The sequence below is a fragment of the Thermus brockianus genome (assembly GCF_001880325.1).
Taxonomy (GTDB): domain Bacteria; phylum Deinococcota; class Deinococci; order Deinococcales; family Thermaceae; genus Thermus; species Thermus brockianus.
The window spans coordinates 60,821-77,777 of the sequence record NZ_CP016313.1 but is presented as its reverse complement, the minus strand read 5'-3'; the positions used below and the strand labels follow the sequence as shown (position 1 = coordinate 77,777).

Here is a 16,957-nt window from a genome sequence, read left to right as displayed (position 1 = left end):
GGGCTATAGTGAACCCATGCGCAGAATTCTCGTAACCCTACTGGCCTTGGGGGGAATAGGCCTGGCCCAAGAGGTGGTGGTGGCGCAGGCCCTTCCCCGACCCCCAGGCCCCTGGGGCGCAGGCTTCTACCCAGGACTTCCCACCTATACCCTCCAGCTCACCACGGTGTATCCCCCCGAAACCGCCCGCTTCCCCGGCACCTTCCAAGTGGCCTACGATGACCAGGCCCTTTATCTGGCAGCCCGGCTTCGCCAGGAAACGCCTCCCAAGGCGGAGCGCCAAGCCGACGACCCGGAGTGGTGGCAGGACGATACCCTGGAGGTTTTTCTGCGTCCCCACGCCTTTGACGAGGAGGCCCCCGACCTGCACCTGGCGGTGAACCCCAAAGGGGTCCGCTTTGAGCGGTACACGACCCCCCTCGCCTTTGAGGCCAGGACCGGAACCTTCCCCGGGGGATGGTGGGCGGAACTCCGCATCCCCTTTGGCGAGGCCCTTCCTCCCCCCCCAACGGGGCGACCTTTGGCAACTCAAGGTGGGCCGCGGCCACCCGGCAGCCGGGGAGTACACCCTTTGGCCCCTGGGGGGTAGCTTCCACTCCCCTGGCAATTACGGCTACCTGGCCTTTTTGGAGGCCCCCAACGACCCCGAGGCCCTGGCGGCCCAGGTCCGGGTCCGGGAGGGGATGCTCCCCCCTATTCCGAGCCGCCTTCAAGGGATCCGGCGCTGGGCGCTTTACTACGGAGGAGACCCAGGCGCCCTCGCCTCGCTCCAGGCCTACGAGCTCGTGGTCCTCGCCCGGGAAGCCCCCTTGGCCTTGGTAAGGGGACTTAGGGAAAGGGGGGTACGGGTGGTGGCCTACCTGCCCGTGGGGGTGGTGCCTCGAGGGGAGGCGGAACAAAAAGGCCTCCTTAAAGCTGCCTTAGGACCCAACCCCTACGCGCCGGATACCCTCCTTATGGACCCCGCCTCCGCTCTCTGGCAGGCCCAGGTCCGGGCAGAGGCCGCCCGGCTTTTAGCCCTCGGCTTTGAGGGATTCTTCCTGGACGGCCTAGACCTTGCAGACCTATACCCAGAAATAATCCCGGAACTCGCCGCCCTGATCCGTAGCCTTCGCGAAGGCTACCCGCAAGCCCTCCTCCTGCAACACCGGGGCTTCCGGGTATTGCGGCGCACCGCCCGCTTCCTGGACGCCGTGGTCTATTCGGGGCTCTCCGTGGACGCTAGGGGCCAGATCGCCCTAAACGATCCCAGCCCCGTGTGGCCTTTTCGGCAGCGGGGGCTTCCCGCCCTCAGCCTGGACCAGACGCCGCACGCCGAGGCCTTTGACTCCGCCTTACGAAGGGCCCTAGAACTGGGCTTTGTGCCCTATGTGGCCCGTGGGCAACTCACGGAGGCGCCCCAAACGCCTTAGGCCTCAGACGCATAGGCCTAGGACCTGGCGCAAAATGGTCCTAGAGCCAGTGGCTGAAGACGAATACTTACCGCTCCTCTAAGCTGGGAAGTAGCGGGGTGGGAGCAGGAGCGGTCAGCAGTAATGTAGATTGGGTCAATCCGTACCGCCCCCCGCTTTCACGTGGGTTTTCTCTCGCCTTGGGAAGCAAGGATTGCTCTTACCCCGCACAATTCGGGTTCTGTATTGGGAGGTCGCATGAAGGGACATTGGCGTGTTGTAGGTTTCGTTTTGTTCGGCGCGCTTCTGGGCGCGTGCAGCCAGCCGGGAAGCCATAGGCCAGAAACCTGGAGCCTTGCCCTGCAAGGGGAAGGCGTGCGGGGCCTTTTGGTGGAGGTCACCTTTGACCCCGCCGCTTTGCGCTACGTAGGGGTGGAAGGGGCCTACGGGGTGGAGGCCTTCGCCCAAGGCGGAAGGGTCCGCGCGGTTGCCGTGGCCCCCCAAGCGCCCTCGGGCCCCCTTCTCGCGCTTACCTTTGAGGTGCTCCGGCCGGGGGCGAGGCCCGCGGTACAGGTGGTGGAAACCTTCCCTGCGGAGGGAAGCGTAAGGCAGACCTGGAAGGCAGGCAGCCTCCAGCCGCAGGCTCTGGTCTCACCCCAGTCCGCTGTTTCAGGAATCGGCCAAAACGACGCCGACCCTAGATTTGTGCAGAACCCCCTGGGTGACCTAAACGGAAGCGGCGCCGTGAGCCTAGCGGACGGTGTCCTCCTCACAGACATCCTCGCCGGCAACGTGGCAAACCCCACCCCCTACCAGCGCTACCACGGGGACCTCAACTCCAGCGGCACGTTGACTAGCCAGGACCTTGCCCTTCTCTTGAGGAAGATTGTCAACCCCACCTTGGAGCCCAACCTGGAGCTTGCACCCCAGGACATCTCCCTAAGCCCCGGTGCCCACACCTACCTCCTCCTCAACAACTCTGGGAACGGAACGCTTCCCAACGTGTCCTGCACCCATCCCCAAGGGATTACGCTTTCGGACGAGACGCCCCAAGGAGCTTCGGGCAAGGCCTATAAGGTGGAAGCCCAGGGAAACACCCTGGAAGGGAGCATCCAGTGCCAAGCGGGTAGCGCCGGCACCCGCACCGCCCGGGTGCACGCCCCTTACCCGAACTTCCGCCTAGAGCTTAGCGCCCCGAGCACCACCACCATCCCGGGGGGGACAGCCAACCTGGGCTTTACCCTTACCCCGGAAAACGGCTTCACGGGGAACGTAACGCTAAGCCTCCTAGACGCTCCTCCTGGGGTGAGCCTGCAAAGCCAGAGCACCGTAACGCTCAACGGCCCCTTCTTCGGAAACCTCACCCTCGCTGTAAGCGGCTCGGTAGCGCCTAGCACCTACACCCTCCGCCTGAGGGCGGAAAGCGGAACCCTCTCCCAGGAAAAGGCCTTTGCCCTAGTGGTGCAAGAGGCGCCCGGGTTTGAGTTCCACCTGGGCCAAAGCGCCCTTACCCAGCCTGTGGGCGGATCAGGAAACCTCCAAGCCTTCTTCTTCCCCTATGGCGGCTTCGGTGGGAACGTGAGCCTTGCCCTCACCGATGCCGACGGCAACCCTGCGCCCCTCACCCTAACCCCCAACAGTGTCACCTTGCCCGCCAGCAACCCGGTGACCCTGAGCGTAAACGCTTCCGGCGCCCAAGCGGGGGTCTACAACCTCCTGGTGCGGGCAAGCGGGGGTAGCCTCACCCGCACACAGCCCCTTACCGTCACCCTCTACGACTTCTCCGTGAACGCAGGAGACCTCACCCTGGCACAAGGTGCCTCGGGCACCCTAAACGTCACCCTCAACCGCACCCACTTCGCCGGGCCCATCACCCTGAGCCTAAACGGAAGCGTCCTCGGAAGCGGAAACGACAAGGTGTCCTATAGCTTCGCGGAAAACCCCACTACCGGGAACAGCGTGGCGCTCACGTTGAACGTGGGCCCCAACGTGGCCCAAGGCGACTACACCCTAACCCTCCAGGCCAGCGGCGGTGACCTGAGCCGAAGCCACACCTTCACCCTCAGGGTCACCGCAGCGGACAAAGCCCTGCAACCGACCCTCCTAAGCCGCACGGGCAACACCTACACCGTGGGCGTGAACCTCGTGGGCACCACCGAAGCCTACCGCGGCGCCCAGTTCAGCGTGACCCTGCCTGCGGGCTTTACCCTGAACGCAAGCACGGGTACCCTCACCCAAGGCTGCCTACTGGACTTTTCCCCAGTTTCTACCAACCCCAACCGGTGGAATGTGGTCCTGGTATGCAACACCTCCTTCAGCGGTCCCGGCCAACTTGCCCTCCTCACCGTAGCGGGCACGGCAGGGGGTAACTTGACCGTGGGCGACGTGGTGCTCGTGAGGCCGGATTACACGGAGGACCCCTCGGCGAGCGGAGGAAGCCTCACGTTGGCGCCCTAGGGGGACTGGGATGCGTAGTCCCCTCGTCCTCCTTACGCTCACCGCGTGTGCCCAGTTCCCCGGGGCGCCCGGCGCCACCTTCACGCTATCCGGGCCCGATCCCGCTGCTTTCACCCTCCCTCAAGGAGGGAGCCAGACCACCCAGATCGTCCTGGCGCCGGAAGGGGGCTTTAGGGGCAGGGTTAACCTTTTCATGGTCAACGCGCACGGAGACCCTGCGCCTGGCTTCACCGTGGCCCCGCTTTCCGTATGGCTCTCCGGCGAGCCTGTGAGCCAGACCCTCGAGGTGTCCGCCCTAGAGTACCTTGCCCCGGGCACCTATGCGCTCAAGCTTCGCGCCCAAAGCGGCTCCATCGTTCGGGAAAGGGACCTGTCCGCCACGGTGGTCCTCACCCTCATTCCAAAACTCCTGGAACGGACGGGAAGTACCTACTTCGTGGGGGTTTATCTCGGCCAAACCCTCAGGGCCTACCAAGGGATGCAGTTCCGCATAGAGGCCCCCTTGGGCTTCACCCTAAGCTTTAGCCCGGGCCCCCTCACCCAGGAATGCCTCCCCGAACTCCATCCCCTTTCCCAAACGCCCAACGTTTGGAACGCCCTCCTTGTCTGCGAGGCCCGCAGGGCCTTTCAGGGACCTGGCCAGGTGGGGACCATAGCCCTCATGGGCGCAGGTGAGGGGATGCTTTCCCTGACCCATGCCCTCGTTGTGCGGGAGGGCTCCTATCAGGAGGAACCCGTGCACGGAGGCAACCTATGGCTTGCCCCATGAAAGGTGGGAACATGGCAAAGCGCCTTATCTGGCTTATCCTTCTCCTACTTGCCTCCTGTAGCGGCCCCCAGGGGGCCTATCCCTCTCCCCTTTCCCAGGCCTTGGTCCTTCGGGGCGAGGCGGTCCGCGGGGTTTTCCTTGAGGTCACCTTTGACCCCAGCGCCCTCCGCTACCTAGGCTCCGCAAGCCCCCTCCTCACCGAGGCCCACCTCGAGGCCGGCCGCATACGCCTGGTGGGGGTTTCCTACCGGGACCTCTCCGGCGAGGTGCTCCGGGTCCGCTTCCAGGTCCTAAAGCCGGGGGCACAGCCCGAGGCGCGCCTCCTAGAACAGGAGGCCACCCGGGCAAGCCTCTCCTGGGAGGAGGAAGGCCCCAGCCCGCAAGGCCGGCTAGGGCCCCAGAGCTACACTTCCCTTCCGGGGGTGGGCCAGGCGGAGGTGGACCCCGCTTTCGCTCAAAAACCCTTGGGCGATCTCAACGCCAGCGGCAGTGTGGGCCTGGCGGATGCCGTCTTATTGGCCGACCTCCTCACGGGGGCTGCCACTCCCAACCCCTACCGCCGCTACCACGCCGACCTGGACTCCAGCGGCTACGCCGACGAACAGGACCTGGTGCGGCTTCTGCGCAAGGTGGTGAACCCCAACCTGGGGCCGGGCCTCGAGGTGGCGCCCCTCGTCCTAAGCCTAAACCCCGGGGAAAGCGCCCACGTCCTCGTGGGCAACTCGGGCAACGAACCCTTGCCTGCGGTCACCCTCCAAGCGCCCAGCGGCCTCACGGTCCAGGATGAAACGCCTTCAGGCTACGCGGGAAAGGTCTATAAGGTGACGGCCAACCAAAGCGTGGACCAGGGAGCCATCCGCTTCGTTGCCGGGACCGCTGGAAGCCGGGCGGTGGCCGTGAACAGCTTAGCCCCCGACTTCCTCCTGTCCTTGGAAGGTAACCCTTCCGCCCCCGTGGGCGGCCAGGCCCAGGCCTCCCTCACCCTCACCCCCCTCCTGGGCTTCAACGGGTCCGTGAACCTGAGCCTGGTAAACCCTCCACCAGGGATTACCCTAAGCCCCTCCACGGTGGCCCTGAACGGGAACCCCGTCACGGTTCCCCTCACCCTGGCCCTGGACCCAGGCCTCAGCCCCCAGGACTACCCCCTGACCCTCCGGGCAGAGGGGGGAAACCGGGTACGGGAGGTGAACTTCACCCTTAGGATCACCGACTTCTCCCTCGGGGGGGATACGGCCCTCACCCTGCCCTGGGGAGGCGGGGGAAGCCTCCAGGTAACGGTGGCGGCGCAAAACGGCTTCAACACGCCCCTGGTCCTGGCCCTAGAAGGGCAAGACGGGGCGCCCCCCCCTTCTCGCATCGCCTTGGATACCAGCTCCCTGCCCGCATCGGGGGGGCCCGTGACCCTGCGCGTGACCAACCCCCCGCCCGGCCCCTACCTCTTGCGCCTCAAGGCGACGCCCCAAGGGGGTGGGGCCACCCGGTCTTGGGACTTCACCCTGACCGTCACCTATGCGGCTGACTGGCGGGTGGTCCTCTCCTGGAACACGGGGGCCGACCTAGACCTCCACCTTTTCTATCCGGGCACCCCGGCAACCCAGCACATCTCCTGGTCTAACCCCGGCATCTGCCCCCCAACAGGGGAAGCCTGCCTGGAAGGGGACGTAACCCAGGGGCCAGGGCAGGAAACCTTGCGCTTCCGGTACCAAGGGGGAAGCTACCGGGTTTACGTCCACTGGTACTTTGGCGGGGGGAGCTGGCAGGCCTCGGGGGCCCAGGTGGAGGTCCTAAACGCCGGCTACCCCGTACAGGCCTTCCCCGCCCCCCCAAGCGCCCAGGGGTACGACACCTGGTGGCACGTCCTCACCGTGGACGGGTCCGGAGTGGTACCGGGAAGCGGGGTGGGTAGCGCCCAACCGCAGGGCCTGGGGCTAAGCCCCTTGAGCCTGCCGAGAAAGGGGAGGTAACGGCATGCGCCGCCTCGCCCTCCTCGCCCTCCTCCTCGCCGCCTGCAACCTCACGGGCCAGGCCCCTTCGGGGCCCAGGGTCCAGGTAAAAGGCCCTCCCCTAGCACCCCCAGCCCTGCCGGTGCTCCCAAGCCGGCCTCTGCCGGCCCTCGAGGGGCCCGTGCCCCTGAAGCTCCCCCTAAGGCCCCAGGCCCTTTCCGGAGCCAGGTACGAGGCGCGCATCCTCCTCCTCACCACCTCCACCGACCCCGCACAAGCCCCCCACTTCGCCGCCGCCCGGGACATCCTGGAAACCTTCCTCATCCCCCACGAGGTGGTGAACCTGAGCGAAACCCCCTTCGGCCAGGTGCCCCTCACCCAGCCCGATGGCACGGGGCGCTTCCAAGGGGTGATCCTGGCGGAAGGCCAGCTGGCCTCAGGGTCCAACCCCATGACCTGGGAGGATTGGAACCGCCTTTGGGCCTACGAGCGGGACTACGGGGTGCGGGAACTCGTCCTTTACACCTACCCCGGGACCTATCCCGAGGACCGCTGCCTCACCCCGGTGGAAGGCTTCTCCACACCAAGCCCCCCCGCCAATGACCCCGACGGCATAGACCTCGCCCTGAGCTACCCCCTAACCCTCACCCCGGAAGGCCAGGCGATCTTCTCCGACCTCACGGGAACCCTTCCCGTGCGCCACGCCTACGCCTACAAGGCAACGCTAAGCGGTGCCTGCGCCGCCACCCCTCTCCTGAGGGACGCGGACGGCTACGTCTTCGCCATCGTGCGCACCACCCCTGACGGGCGGGAGCAGCTCCTCCTCACCTTTGACCAAAGCCCTTACCTCGTCCATACCTGGCTTCTCGCTCCCGGGCTCATTCACTGGCTTACCCGCGGAGTGTACGTGGGAGAGTACAGCCGGTACCTGCGGGTGGACGTGGACGACTGGTTCCTTTCCACCGAAATCCCCGGCGACGGGCCGGGGGTGGGCAACGCCGCCGAATTCCGGCTAAGCGCCCTCGAGGCGTACGCCGTGGCGGACAAGCAAGCCGCCCTCCGCTCCTACCCCGTGGCCCAGGCCTTCACCCTAGACATCGCCCTTAATGGATGCGGGGCGGTCTCTGACCCCAACCCCAACGACTCCTTAAACCCCTGCGACCCCTCCGGCACGTCTGCGGGCGAACCGCTTAACCAGGCGGACGGCCTCCTGCAGGCTACCCAAGTCCTGAAGGACACCTTCCGCTTCTACAACCACTCCTACACCCACTGGGACATGGACTTTACCGACCCGGCCCAGGCCCGCAGGGAAATCGCCGAGAACAACCGGATAGCGAGCCTCTTAGGCCTCCGCTACGAGCACACCGTCTTCAAAAGCGGGCAGTACTCGGGTTTTGGCTGGAAGGGCGCAAACCCTTACGATTTCCCCCGTACCGACAACGGCCTCGGCGCATCTAACCTGCATTTTCTCCAAGCCCTCACCGAACACAAGGTCCGCTTCGCCAAGGTGAATTGGTCCGTGAATAGCCAAAAGCCCCCCTGCCGCACCTGCGCCTTTCCCCACCCTCTGGCCCCTAGCCTATACCTGGTAGCGGACTGGCCCACCAACGTCTTCTACAACGTGAGCACGGACCAGGAGGCCTTAAACGCCTACAACAGCATCTACGCCCCAGGCGGCACCGCACCCTATTGGACGCGTTCCCTCACCTATGGGGAGTACTTGGGCCAAGAAACCAACCTGGCCCTGTACCACGTCTTCACCGATGGGGGAAGCCACTACTTCCACCAGGCGAACCTGCGCGCGTACGCCCCGGACAAGAACTTGGTCTTTGACTGGCTGGAAACGCTTGTGCAAAAGTACGCCACCTACAGCGCCCTTCCCCTCCTCTCCCCATCCTGGCTGGAATACGGCGAGCGCGCCCTCAAGCGCTACCGGCACTTTGAGGCGGTGCGCACGGGAAGCGTGCGGGCGGTCATTGACCCCACCGCCCAAACCCTCACGCTGACGGGTAAACCCGTCTGGGTAACGGGCATCCAAGGCAGCTCGTGCGACACATATGCCGGCCGTAACCGTTGTTTTGTAGGAACGGGAACGTATGCGCTCCAGTCACCTTAGGGTTCTTTTCGTTACCGAAGGCACCTACCCCTATTCCGTGGGAGGGGTTAGCCGGTGGTGCGAACAACTTCTCTTTGGCCTAAAGGCCCAGTTCACGGTGCTGGCGCTCTGGGGACCCCGGCGCGCCAAACCCACACTTCCCCTACCCCAGGGGAGCACCCTGCGGACCCTCCACCTCTTTCGGCCCGTCCCCGCCTTCCCTTTCGCCACCGCCCCCCTCCACACCTTCCTCCCCGCTTTGGAGAAGCTTCTCGCCTTCTTGGACCTAGACCTGGAAACGTTTCAGGGAGGCCTGTGGGAGCTTTTCCTACTTCGCAAGCGCAATCTTTTTCATCTTTTCTTCCACCCTAGAACACAAGCCCTCTTGCAGGAGCGGCTACATCTGTTATTGGGCCGCTCCCCTACCCTGGGGGAAACCCTCTCGGTCCTGCACTGGCTCCGCTCCACCCTCCTTCCCCTCTTGGCCCTAGACCCCATCCCCGAGGTGGACCTGGTGCACGCCACGAGCGGCGGGCTCGCCGTCATCCCCGCCTGGCTTGTTTCAAGGCACCTGGGAGTACCTTTCCTCCTCACCGAACACGGCGTTTTCCTTAGGGAGCGCTACCTGGCCTTTAGCGAAACCAACCCGTCCCCCGCCGAACGCCTGGTCCAGGCCCGGTTTTACCATCTCATTAGCCGCCTGGCCTACCGGGAGACCCAGTTCATCACCACGGTAAGCCGTTTCAACCGGCAGTGGGAGGTGGAGCTCGGCGCCGACCCCAAGCGCATCCAGGTGGTGGCCAACGGCATTGACCCGGAACAGTTCCCCGAGGCCCCGGCCCACCTGGAAGACCCTCCCACCGCCGTGTGGGTGGGACGGATTGACCCGCTAAAGGACCTCTTGACCTTGGTGAACGCCTTTCATTGGGTACGCCAAGCCCTTCCCCAGGCGCAGCTCCTCCTTTTCGGCCCCGTGCCCCGGGGCAACGAGGCCTATGCGGAAGGCGTCCGCGCCCGGGTAAAGGAGCTAGGCCTGGAGGACAACGTGCGCTTCATGGGCCCCGCAAGCCCCGTGTACCAGGCCTACCACCGCGGGTGGGTAGGGGTGCTTTCCAGTATCTCCGAGGGCTTCCCCTATACGGTGATTGAAAACATGGCCGTGGGGCGTACCCTGGTGGGCACCCGGGTGGGGAGCGTGGGCGAGGTGCTGGAGGGCGTGGGCGAGGTGGTGCCCGCCATGGAACCCGAGGCCTTGGGAGAGGCCCTTCTGGGCTTCCTCAAGGACCCCGACCGGTGCCTGGCGAAGGGCAGGGAAGCGCGGGAAAAGGTCCTGAGCCTCTACACCCTAAGGCGGATGCTGGAGGAGTTCTCCCGCATCTACGAGGCCCTGGCCCTGGAAGGCTCCCTGGAGGTGCCCGAATGAGCGCCCGCGGCGAGTACCGCCCGCCCGTTCCCCCGCCGCAAAACCTCCAAGGCCTAAGCGAGTTGGCGCATGCCTTAAGGGGCCTCCTAAGCCAAGTGAGCGACCCCTACGAGCTCGCCGCCCACCTCGAGGTCCTCGGGTACAACCGCTACCGGGTGGAGCGCCTCTTCGGCCTCCCCAACACCTTTGCCCTGGCCCAAGCCCTCTTTGCCCTGGCCCAACGCGACTTCCGGCCCAAGGCCAAGCCGCCTAAACCCCGAGGCACCCTGGGCCCGCGCCACCTAGCGGTGGCCCTGACCCTCGGCGGCACCTTGGTGGTTTTCTGGAGCACAGGATCTGTAGGGTGGCTATCGGCGCTTTTTCTCCTCACCTGGAGCCAGCTCGTGGCCCGGACCAGCTTCAGGGCGGCGGTGGAGCTGGAAACCCCTGAGGCCGAGGAGGTGCTGAACCTAATGGCTTGGGTAGGGGTCCTTGGGGTAAGCGTCACCGCCTTCCTGGACCTGGGGTTTGCAGCCACCTGGGGAGCGGGCCTCGCCTGGGTGGCCGTAGGGGTCCTAACCCTAAGGGGCCTCGAGGCCAAAGCCGCTTGGGTGGCCTCGGGTTTCCTCCTCCTGGCCGTCCTGCTCCGCATCGCGGGAATAGACCCCTTCTGGGCGGGCCTTCTTCCCCTCCTTCTCCTCCTTCGGGAAGGGCACCCCCTCCGAAGGGAGGGCTTCCCCTTTTTCGGCAAGATCTTGGCGGAGGAGTGGGTGTATGGGGCCTATGGCCTGGGCCAGGGCTTCGTCCTGTGGAAGTTGGTGGACTTGGCGGGTGAAAGGGCCCTCGTGGGGCTTGGGCTTTACCTTTTGGCGTCCCTTTTGGTGGAGATGCGGCTTTCGGCCTTCGTCGCCACCCTGGCCAAAACCCTCTGGCAAACGGAAAACCCCGTAGCCCTTCTCCTCGCCCTTCAGCGCTCCCTTTGGTCCTACACCTTCACCGCCTCGGTGCCCACCTTCCTCATCCTCCTCGGCCTTCCTTGGTCCGGGGAGTACCACGTGCCCCTTCTGGGCTTCGGCTTTCTTAGCTTCTTAAGCGCCATGGCCCTGGCGCTGAACGCCTTGGGGGCTATCCACGGGAGCGCCCTAGCCTTTCTTACCGGGGCGCTTCTCCTGCACCTAGCCCCCAACCCCCTTCTCCTGGGGGCCGTCGCTCTTGGCCTTCTCCTCTACCTCCTAGAGCACCTGCGCCATCCGGAGCGCTATGGCCTTTACCTCCTTTAAGCCCCTCGGCTTTTACTACGGGCAAGGAAGGCTTCCAGAGCTTCGGGCCTTCCGCAGGGTGGTCCTCCAGCCTTGGGCCTATACCCCCGAGGAGCTCCAGGCCCTAGCGCCCACGGAACCCCTCGCCTACTTAAGCCTGGGGGAAGACCCTGACCCCGAAGGGCCGTGGCACGTGGGGGCCACTAACCCCCTATGGGGCACCAGGATTGTGGACCCCGCCCACCCCGGCTGGGTGACCCGGGTGGTGGAATGCGCCCTCTTGTACCTGACCAAGGGCTTTAAGGGCCTCTTCCTGGACACCCTGGACCAGGCCGCCGCCACGAACCGCGGGGCCGCTCTCCGCCTCATCCTGGAACTCCGGTGGGCCATAGGGCCCCATTACCTCCTGGCCAACCGCGGCTTCGCCCTCTTACCCCACTTGGCGGAGCTGGTGGACGGGATCGTCTTTGAGGGCTTCTCCACCACGTGGGAAGGGGGCGGCAGGCCCCTCCCCCGCTCCCTCCTGCGCGCCAACGCCGCATGGGCAGGACTCCTAGCCCGGTTCCCTTGGCAACGCTATAGCCTGGACTATGCCCCCCAAGCAAAGCTGGCCCGCTTCGCCTCCAGGAGGGCCCTACACCATGGCCTGGTGCCCATCCTGGCCCAGGAGAAACACCTACTCCTCCCTACGGACATAGGGGGCTGATCCGGTCCAGATCCACCACGGTCACGTAGGGCACGAACCCTTCCGCCCGGGACTTTTGGCACGCCGCCTGAACGTTTTCCACTTTGGTGGCGTAGTCCACGGTGAGCACCAGTTTGCCCGCGGCGCGAATGGCCCGGGCGTGGTTTAGGCGTTCCTGGCAACCCGAGTCCGTGCAGGGCCGGTCCGTGGCGTAAACGAAGAGCTCCTCGAGGCCAATGCCGTCTATCGCCGACAGGTACCCCAGCCGCACCCGGAGTTCTGGGGCATTCTGGGGGAAGACCCAAAAATCCGGCCGCTTGGCCTTCACGTAAGCGCTGATCCTCCCCAAAAGCGCCACCATTTTGGCTGCCAAGGTATCCCGCGTTTCCCCAGGTACCAAACTTAAGCTAATGCCCTCGTAGGCGTCCACCAAGTCCAGATAAACCCCCTTGAACCCAGCCGCCAAGGCCTTGTCCAAGCGGGGCTGAACCACTAGGTTCCACCACCGCTCATCCCAGTACTTTACGTACCACTCCCCGCTCCAGCCGGGCACAGGGTTTAGGAGGAGATCGGAAGCGTTCTTCTGCACCACGGTATACTCCACCCGGTAGTTTTCCATCCCCCCAATTTCCATGTAGGCCAGGGCAGGCCTCCCCTGAAAGGGTGCGAGATCGGCGCTGGTCCAAGGCTGTCGGCCATCCTTGGTCAGGTCTATGACAAAAAGCCCTGCAGCCGTGGCACCCAAAGCGTCAAGCCTCATGGAAGGGTAGCCGGTGAGCTGGTAGACCCAGGTGCGGACCCCAGGGGGCGGTGGGGCACCGTGGGAACCGTCAGGGGTTTGGGCGTCGTTTTTTAAGACGCACCCTGCGAGCGTCGCCAAGGGTGAGAGGGCCACCAGGAGGATGGCCCAAACCCTGACGCCATGCCCTAACCATCTGGAAAATCCAACCGCCGGCACCCTGTCCTCACACGAATGTTAACCCAGGGCGGTGAGAAGGGGGTTTGAGGGGGACGCCACCGCCTCACACTTGCCTCCCTTGCGGAAGCGTGGTAACTTTATTCAGCAATAAGGGAGGCCAACATGTGCGCACCCCTGGTGATGGAGGCGGTGGCCCGCACCCTTTCCCGGAGGGCATTCCTCGGGGCGGGGCTAGGGCTTTTGGCGGGGCGGGCCTTGGCCCAGGCGGAGGTCCGGGGCAAGGCCTTCTCCAAGGCGGTGGACCTCACCCACGAGCTCTCCCCGGAGATCCCCCTTTTCCCCGGGGCCGAGCCCATGCGCATCACCACCCTGGTTACCGTGCGGCAAAACGGCTACTACGGGAACCGCCTGGACCTTTGGGAGCACTCGGGCACCCACATGGACGCCCCCGCCCACTTCGCCGAGGGGGGGCTCACGGCGGAGAAGCTCCCCGTGGAAAGCCTCATCGCCCCCTTGGCAGTCATCCACATCCACGAGCGGGCGGCCAAGGACCCCGACGCCCAGGTGAACGTGGACGACATCCTGGCCTACGAGCGCCAGCACGGCCGCCTGGCCAAGGGGGCCTTCGTGGCCATGCACTCGGGCTGGGAGGCGCGCTGGCGCGACCCCAAGGCCTTCCTCAACCAGGACGCCTCCGGCACCCTCCACTTCCCCGGCTTCTCCCCGGAGGCGGCGGAGTTCTTGGTGCGGGAGCGGGAGATCGTGGGGGTGGGGGTGGACACCCTTTCCCTGGACCACGGCCCCTCCAAGGACTTCAAGGCCCACGTCATCCTCCTCGGAGCCGGGAAGTACGGCCTAGAGAACCTGGCCAACCTGGCCCAGGTACCCCCCGCCGGGGCCCTTCTCTTCGTGGGCGGGCCCAAGCACCGGGGAGCCTCGGGCGGCCCCGTGCGGGCGGTGGCGGTATGGTGATCTCCTGGCTCCGGGTCCCGAAGGAGGCGGAGCTTTCCGAGGAGGTGCGGGCCCTCTTCGGGGAGTTCCGGGAGCGGATGGGGTTCGTCCCCAACGTGGCCCGGGCCTTCGCCCTAAGCCCCCGCTTCCTCCTCTGGTTCCGCTACTACCACGCCCTCAGGCGGGAGGAAGGCCTCCTCAGCCGGGAGGAAAAGGAGGCCATGGCCATCGCCATAAGCGGGGAGAACCGGTGCGAGTACTGCGTGGCGAGCCACAAGCGCTACCTGAGGGAGCTCACCGGGGACCCCCGCCTCCCCGAGGTCCTGGCCACCAACCCCCGGCGGGCGGAGCTCACGAGGAGGATGCGGGCCCTGGTGGACTTCGCCCTCAAGGTAACCCACCGGCACCACGAGATGACGGAGGAGGACCTGAGGCCCCTTAGGGAGGCGGGGCTTTCCGACGAGGCCATCCTGGAGGCCGCCGAGGTGGCGGCCATGTTCCACTTCACCAACCGCTTCCTGAACGCCCTGGGGATCCGGCCCAACCCCGAGTACTACCTATGAACCTCCTGGAGTTCCGCCAGGTCACCGTGGCCTTCGGGGACTACGTGGCCGTGGAAGAGGTTAGCCTCGCCCTGAAGCCGGGGGAGTTCGTGGGCCTGGTGGGGCCCACGGGGTGCGGCAAGAGCACCCTCCTCAACGTGGCGGCGGGCCTCCTCGCCCCAAGCCAGGGGGAGGTCCTCGTGGAGGGAAGGCCCCTCAAGGGCCTAAACCCCCTGGCGGGCTACCTCTTCCAGCAAGACGCTATCCTCCCCTGGAAGACCGCCCTGGACAACGTGGCCCTTCCACTGGTCTTCCGGGGGCGCCCCTGGACCGAGGCCCGGAGGGAAGCCCTGGCCTGGCTGGAGAAGGTGGGGCTTGGGCGTTTTCCCCGCCACTTCCCCCACCAGCTCTCCGGCGGGATGCGCAAGCGGGTGGGCCTGGCCCAGGTCCTCATCGCCGGCCCCAGGCTCCTCCTCATGGACGAGCCCTTCTCCGCCCTGGACGTGCAGACGCGGCAACTCATGGAAAACGAGCTCCTAAGGCTTTGGCAGGAGGACCGGAAGACCGTGCTCTTCGTCACCCACGACCTGGAGGAGGCCATCGCCCTCTCCGACCGGGTGGTGGTCCTCAGCGCCGGGCCCCGCTCCCGGCCCATCGGGGAGTTCCCCATCCCTCTCCCCCGGCCCCGGGACGTGGCGGAGATCCGGCTCACCCCCGAGTTCCTGCGGCTCCACCGGGAGATATGGGAGCTCCTGAGAGGGGAGGTGATGCGGGCCCATGCGGGGGCTTAAGGTACGGCTTTGGCAGGCGGGGCTCCTCGTGGCCTTCCTCCTCGTTTGGGAGTGGGCCTCGAGGACCGGCCGCATAGACCCTTTCTTCTTCTCCTTCCCCTCGGAAATCCTCAAGCGCATCCTGCGCTGGTTCAGCACGGGGGAGATCTACCCCCACCTCTACGTGACCACGGTGGAGATGCTCCTCGCCTTCGCCATCGGCACCCTCCTCGGGGTGGTGTTTGGGCTTTGGCTCGCCCTCTCCCCCGGCGTGGCGGCGGTGCTGGACCCCTACGTGAAGGCCCTGAACGCCATCCCCCGGGTGGTCCTCGCCCCCATCTTCACCCTCTGGTTCGGCCTCGGCATCCTCTCCAAGGTGGCCCTCGGGGTCACCCTGGTCTTCTTCGTGGCCTTCTTCAACACCTACCAAGGGGTGAAGGAGGTGAGCCCCATCGTCCTGCACAACGCCCGCCTCCTCGGGGCAAAGCGGGGCCACCTCCTCCGCCACGTCTACCTGCCGGCGGCCGCCAGCTGGATCTTCAGCTCCTTAAGGACCTCCATCGGCTTCGCCGTCATCGGGGCCGTGGTGGGGGAGTATTTGGGGAGCGCCGCCGGGCTCGGCTACCTCATCGCCCAGGCGGAAGGGGTCTTTGACACCACGGGGGTCTTCGCCGGGATGGTGGTCCTCATGGCCTTCGTCCTGGTGCTGGACGCCCTGGTGGGGGCCGCGGAACGGAGGCTTCTCGTCTGGCGGCCCAAAGGAGGGGAAACGTGAAGCGGGTTGCGGTCTGGTTCCTGGTGGTTCTTTTGGCCTTCGGTTTCGCCCAGAAGCGGGTGGTCCTGGGCGTGGGGGGGAAGACCGCCGTCGTCTACCTCCCCCTCACGGTGGTGGAGCGCCTCGGCTACTTCAAGGAGGAGGGCCTGGACGTGGTGATCCAGGACCTCCAGGCGGGAAGCCGGGCCCTCCAGGCCCTCATCGGGGGGAGCGTGGAGGTGGTCATGGGCTACTACGACCACACCATCCAGATGCAGGCCCAGGGCCGGGACATCGTGGCCTTCGTGCAGGTGGGGCGCTACCCGGCCATCGTCCTCGGGGTGCGCTCGGACCTGGCGGACCAGGTGCGGTCCATCCCCGACCTCAAGGGGCGCCGGGTGGGGGTGACGGCCCCCGGCTCCTCCACCCACTTCTTCCTCAACTACCTCCTGGTGAAAAACGGCCTCAAGCCCACGGACGTGGCCGTGGTGGGGGTTTCCGTGGGGGCCCAGGCGGTGGCCGCCGTGCAGAACCGGCAGGTGGAGGCCATCTCCAACGTGGAGCCCGCCATCACCCTCCTGGAGGAGCGGGGCCTCATCAAGGTCCTGGCGGACACCCGCTCCACCAAGGGGACCCGGGAGGTCCTGGGAGGGGAATACCCCGCCGCCGTCCTCTACACCACCCGGGCCTGGCTGGAGCGGAACCCGGACACGGCCCAGCGCCTGGTGAACGCCATGGTGCGGGGCCTGCGCTGGATGCAGGGCAAGTCCCCCGAGGAGATCGCCGCCGTCCTGCCCGAGGAGTACTTCCTGGGGGACAAGGCCCTCTACCTAAAGGTCCTCAAGAACTCCTTGGAGAGCTTCTCCCCCACGGGGCGCTTCAGCGACACCGCTCCCTTGAGGCCCCTCACCGTCCTCTCCGCCTTTGACCCCAACGTGGCCCGGGCGCAGATTGACCTGAAGCGCACCTACACCAACGCCTTTGTGGACCAGGTACCCAAGCGGTAAAATTGCGTTGGAG

General features: G+C 66.0%; 15 protein-coding genes. 14 read left to right on the top strand and 1 reads right to left on the bottom strand.

Going from position 1 to position 16,957, the window contains the following annotated elements:
• The first annotated feature begins 16 nt into the window (after nucleotides 1-16).
• The 9 genes from A0O31_RS11335 (at nucleotide 17) to A0O31_RS11295 (ending at nucleotide 12,022) form a co-directional block, all read left to right on the top strand.
• Nucleotides 17-589 carry a sugar-binding protein gene (locus tag A0O31_RS11335; protein ID WP_071678059.1) on the top strand — a complete coding sequence of 191 codons (573 nt, stop codon included), beginning with the start codon at nucleotides 17-19 and terminating at the stop codon, nucleotides 587-589.
• The gene (locus tag A0O31_RS11330) at nucleotides 534-1,412 is read left to right on the top strand and encodes a hypothetical protein (protein WP_071678058.1); all 879 of its coding nucleotides are present in this window, start codon (nucleotides 534-536) and stop codon (nucleotides 1,410-1,412) included. Before A0O31_RS11335 ends, A0O31_RS11330 begins: the two co-directional genes overlap by 56 nt.
• Before the next feature lie 354 nt (nucleotides 1,413-1,766).
• Complete coding sequence (locus A0O31_RS11325) at nucleotides 1,767-3,848, top strand: dockerin type I repeat-containing protein (RefSeq protein WP_071678057.1); 2,082 nt, start codon at nucleotides 1,767-1,769, stop codon at nucleotides 3,846-3,848.
• A 10-nt stretch (nucleotides 3,849-3,858) separates the two neighbouring features.
• Nucleotides 3,859-4,617 carry a hypothetical protein gene (locus A0O31_RS11320; protein WP_071678056.1) on the top strand — a complete coding sequence of 253 codons (759 nt, stop codon included), beginning with the start codon at nucleotides 3,859-3,861 and terminating at the stop codon, nucleotides 4,615-4,617.
• Between the two features lie 11 nt (nucleotides 4,618-4,628).
• The gene (locus A0O31_RS11315; RefSeq protein ID WP_152024472.1) at nucleotides 4,629-6,581 is read left to right on the top strand and encodes a hypothetical protein; all 1,953 of its coding nucleotides are present in this window, start codon (nucleotides 4,629-4,631) and stop codon (nucleotides 6,579-6,581) included.
• Nucleotides 6,582-6,585: 4 nt separating this feature from the next.
• On the top strand, nucleotides 6,586-8,676 hold the full coding sequence (locus A0O31_RS11310; RefSeq protein WP_071678054.1) for a polysaccharide deacetylase family protein: 2,091 nt from the start codon (nucleotides 6,586-6,588) through the stop codon (nucleotides 8,674-8,676).
• Between the two features lie 37 nt (nucleotides 8,677-8,713).
• A complete protein-coding gene (gene pelF / locus A0O31_RS11305) occupies nucleotides 8,714-10,078 on the top strand; it encodes a GT4 family glycosyltransferase PelF (protein WP_161489867.1) in 1,365 nt (454 codons plus the stop codon).
• Nucleotides 10,075-11,337, top strand: coding sequence for a hypothetical protein (locus A0O31_RS11300; RefSeq protein ID WP_071678052.1), 1,263 nt, complete (start codon nucleotides 10,075-10,077; stop codon nucleotides 11,335-11,337). The genes pelF and A0O31_RS11300 overlap by 4 nt, the downstream gene beginning before the upstream one ends.
• Nucleotides 11,318-12,022, top strand: a complete 705-nt coding sequence (locus tag A0O31_RS11295; RefSeq protein ID WP_071678051.1) for a hypothetical protein — start codon at nucleotides 11,318-11,320, stop codon at nucleotides 12,020-12,022. The genes A0O31_RS11300 and A0O31_RS11295 overlap by 20 nt, the downstream gene beginning before the upstream one ends.
• On the opposite strand, the gene A0O31_RS11290 is transcribed toward A0O31_RS11295, so the two are convergent.
• On the bottom strand, nucleotides 12,003-12,896 hold the full coding sequence (locus tag A0O31_RS11290; protein WP_257786039.1) for a glycoside hydrolase family 191 protein: 894 nt from the start codon (nucleotides 12,894-12,896) through the stop codon (nucleotides 12,003-12,005). The two genes, A0O31_RS11295 and A0O31_RS11290, sit on opposite strands and share 20 nt — an antisense overlap.
• A 186-nt stretch (nucleotides 12,897-13,082) precedes the next feature.
• On the opposite strand from A0O31_RS11290, the gene A0O31_RS11285 reads away from it, so the two are divergent.
• From A0O31_RS11285 to A0O31_RS11265, 5 genes are read left to right on the top strand one after another with little or no spacing between them, the layout of a single operon-like run.
• Nucleotides 13,083-13,892 carry a cyclase family protein gene (locus tag A0O31_RS11285; RefSeq protein WP_071678049.1) on the top strand — a complete coding sequence of 270 codons (810 nt, stop codon included), beginning with the start codon at nucleotides 13,083-13,085 and terminating at the stop codon, nucleotides 13,890-13,892.
• Complete coding sequence (locus tag A0O31_RS11280) at nucleotides 13,886-14,434, top strand: peroxidase-related enzyme (protein WP_071678048.1); 549 nt, start codon at nucleotides 13,886-13,888, stop codon at nucleotides 14,432-14,434. Before A0O31_RS11285 ends, A0O31_RS11280 begins: the two co-directional genes overlap by 7 nt.
• Complete coding sequence (locus A0O31_RS11275; RefSeq protein WP_071678047.1) at nucleotides 14,431-15,204, top strand: ABC transporter ATP-binding protein; 774 nt, start codon at nucleotides 14,431-14,433, stop codon at nucleotides 15,202-15,204. Before A0O31_RS11280 ends, A0O31_RS11275 begins: the two co-directional genes overlap by 4 nt.
• Nucleotides 15,191-15,958 carry an ABC transporter permease gene (locus tag A0O31_RS11270; protein ID WP_071678046.1) on the top strand — a complete coding sequence of 256 codons (768 nt, stop codon included), beginning with the start codon at nucleotides 15,191-15,193 and terminating at the stop codon, nucleotides 15,956-15,958. The genes A0O31_RS11275 and A0O31_RS11270 overlap by 14 nt, the downstream gene beginning before the upstream one ends.
• Complete coding sequence (locus tag A0O31_RS11265; protein ID WP_071678045.1) at nucleotides 15,955-16,944, top strand: ABC transporter substrate-binding protein; 990 nt, start codon at nucleotides 15,955-15,957, stop codon at nucleotides 16,942-16,944. Before A0O31_RS11270 ends, A0O31_RS11265 begins: the two co-directional genes overlap by 4 nt.
• Nucleotides 16,945-16,957 lie beyond the last annotated feature (13 nt).

What these genes read in the sequence shown, in the direction of transcription:
- A0O31_RS11335 (WP_071678059.1), top strand. Translation starts at nt 17, where the DNA reads ATGCGCAGAATTCTCGTAACCCTACTGGCCTTGGGGGGAATAGGCCTG.
- A0O31_RS11320 (WP_071678056.1), top strand. Translation starts at nt 3,859, where the DNA reads ATGCGTAGTCCCCTCGTCCTCCTTACGCTCACCGCGTGTGCCCAGTTC.
- A0O31_RS11315 (WP_152024472.1), top strand. Translation starts at nt 4,629, where the DNA reads ATGGCAAAGCGCCTTATCTGGCTTATCCTTCTCCTACTTGCCTCCTGT.
- A0O31_RS11310 (WP_071678054.1), top strand. Translation starts at nt 6,586, where the DNA reads ATGCGCCGCCTCGCCCTCCTCGCCCTCCTCCTCGCCGCCTGCAACCTC.
- A0O31_RS11300 (WP_071678052.1), top strand. Translation starts at nt 10,075, where the DNA reads ATGAGCGCCCGCGGCGAGTACCGCCCGCCCGTTCCCCCGCCGCAAAAC.
- A0O31_RS11295 (WP_071678051.1), top strand. Translation starts at nt 11,318, where the DNA reads ATGGCCTTTACCTCCTTTAAGCCCCTCGGCTTTTACTACGGGCAAGGA.
- A0O31_RS11285 (WP_071678049.1), top strand. Translation starts at nt 13,083, where the DNA reads ATGTGCGCACCCCTGGTGATGGAGGCGGTGGCCCGCACCCTTTCCCGG.
- A0O31_RS11280 (WP_071678048.1), top strand. Translation starts at nt 13,886, where the DNA reads ATGGTGATCTCCTGGCTCCGGGTCCCGAAGGAGGCGGAGCTTTCCGAG.
- A0O31_RS11275 (WP_071678047.1), top strand. Translation starts at nt 14,431, where the DNA reads ATGAACCTCCTGGAGTTCCGCCAGGTCACCGTGGCCTTCGGGGACTAC.
- A0O31_RS11270 (WP_071678046.1), top strand. Translation starts at nt 15,191, where the DNA reads ATGCGGGGGCTTAAGGTACGGCTTTGGCAGGCGGGGCTCCTCGTGGCC.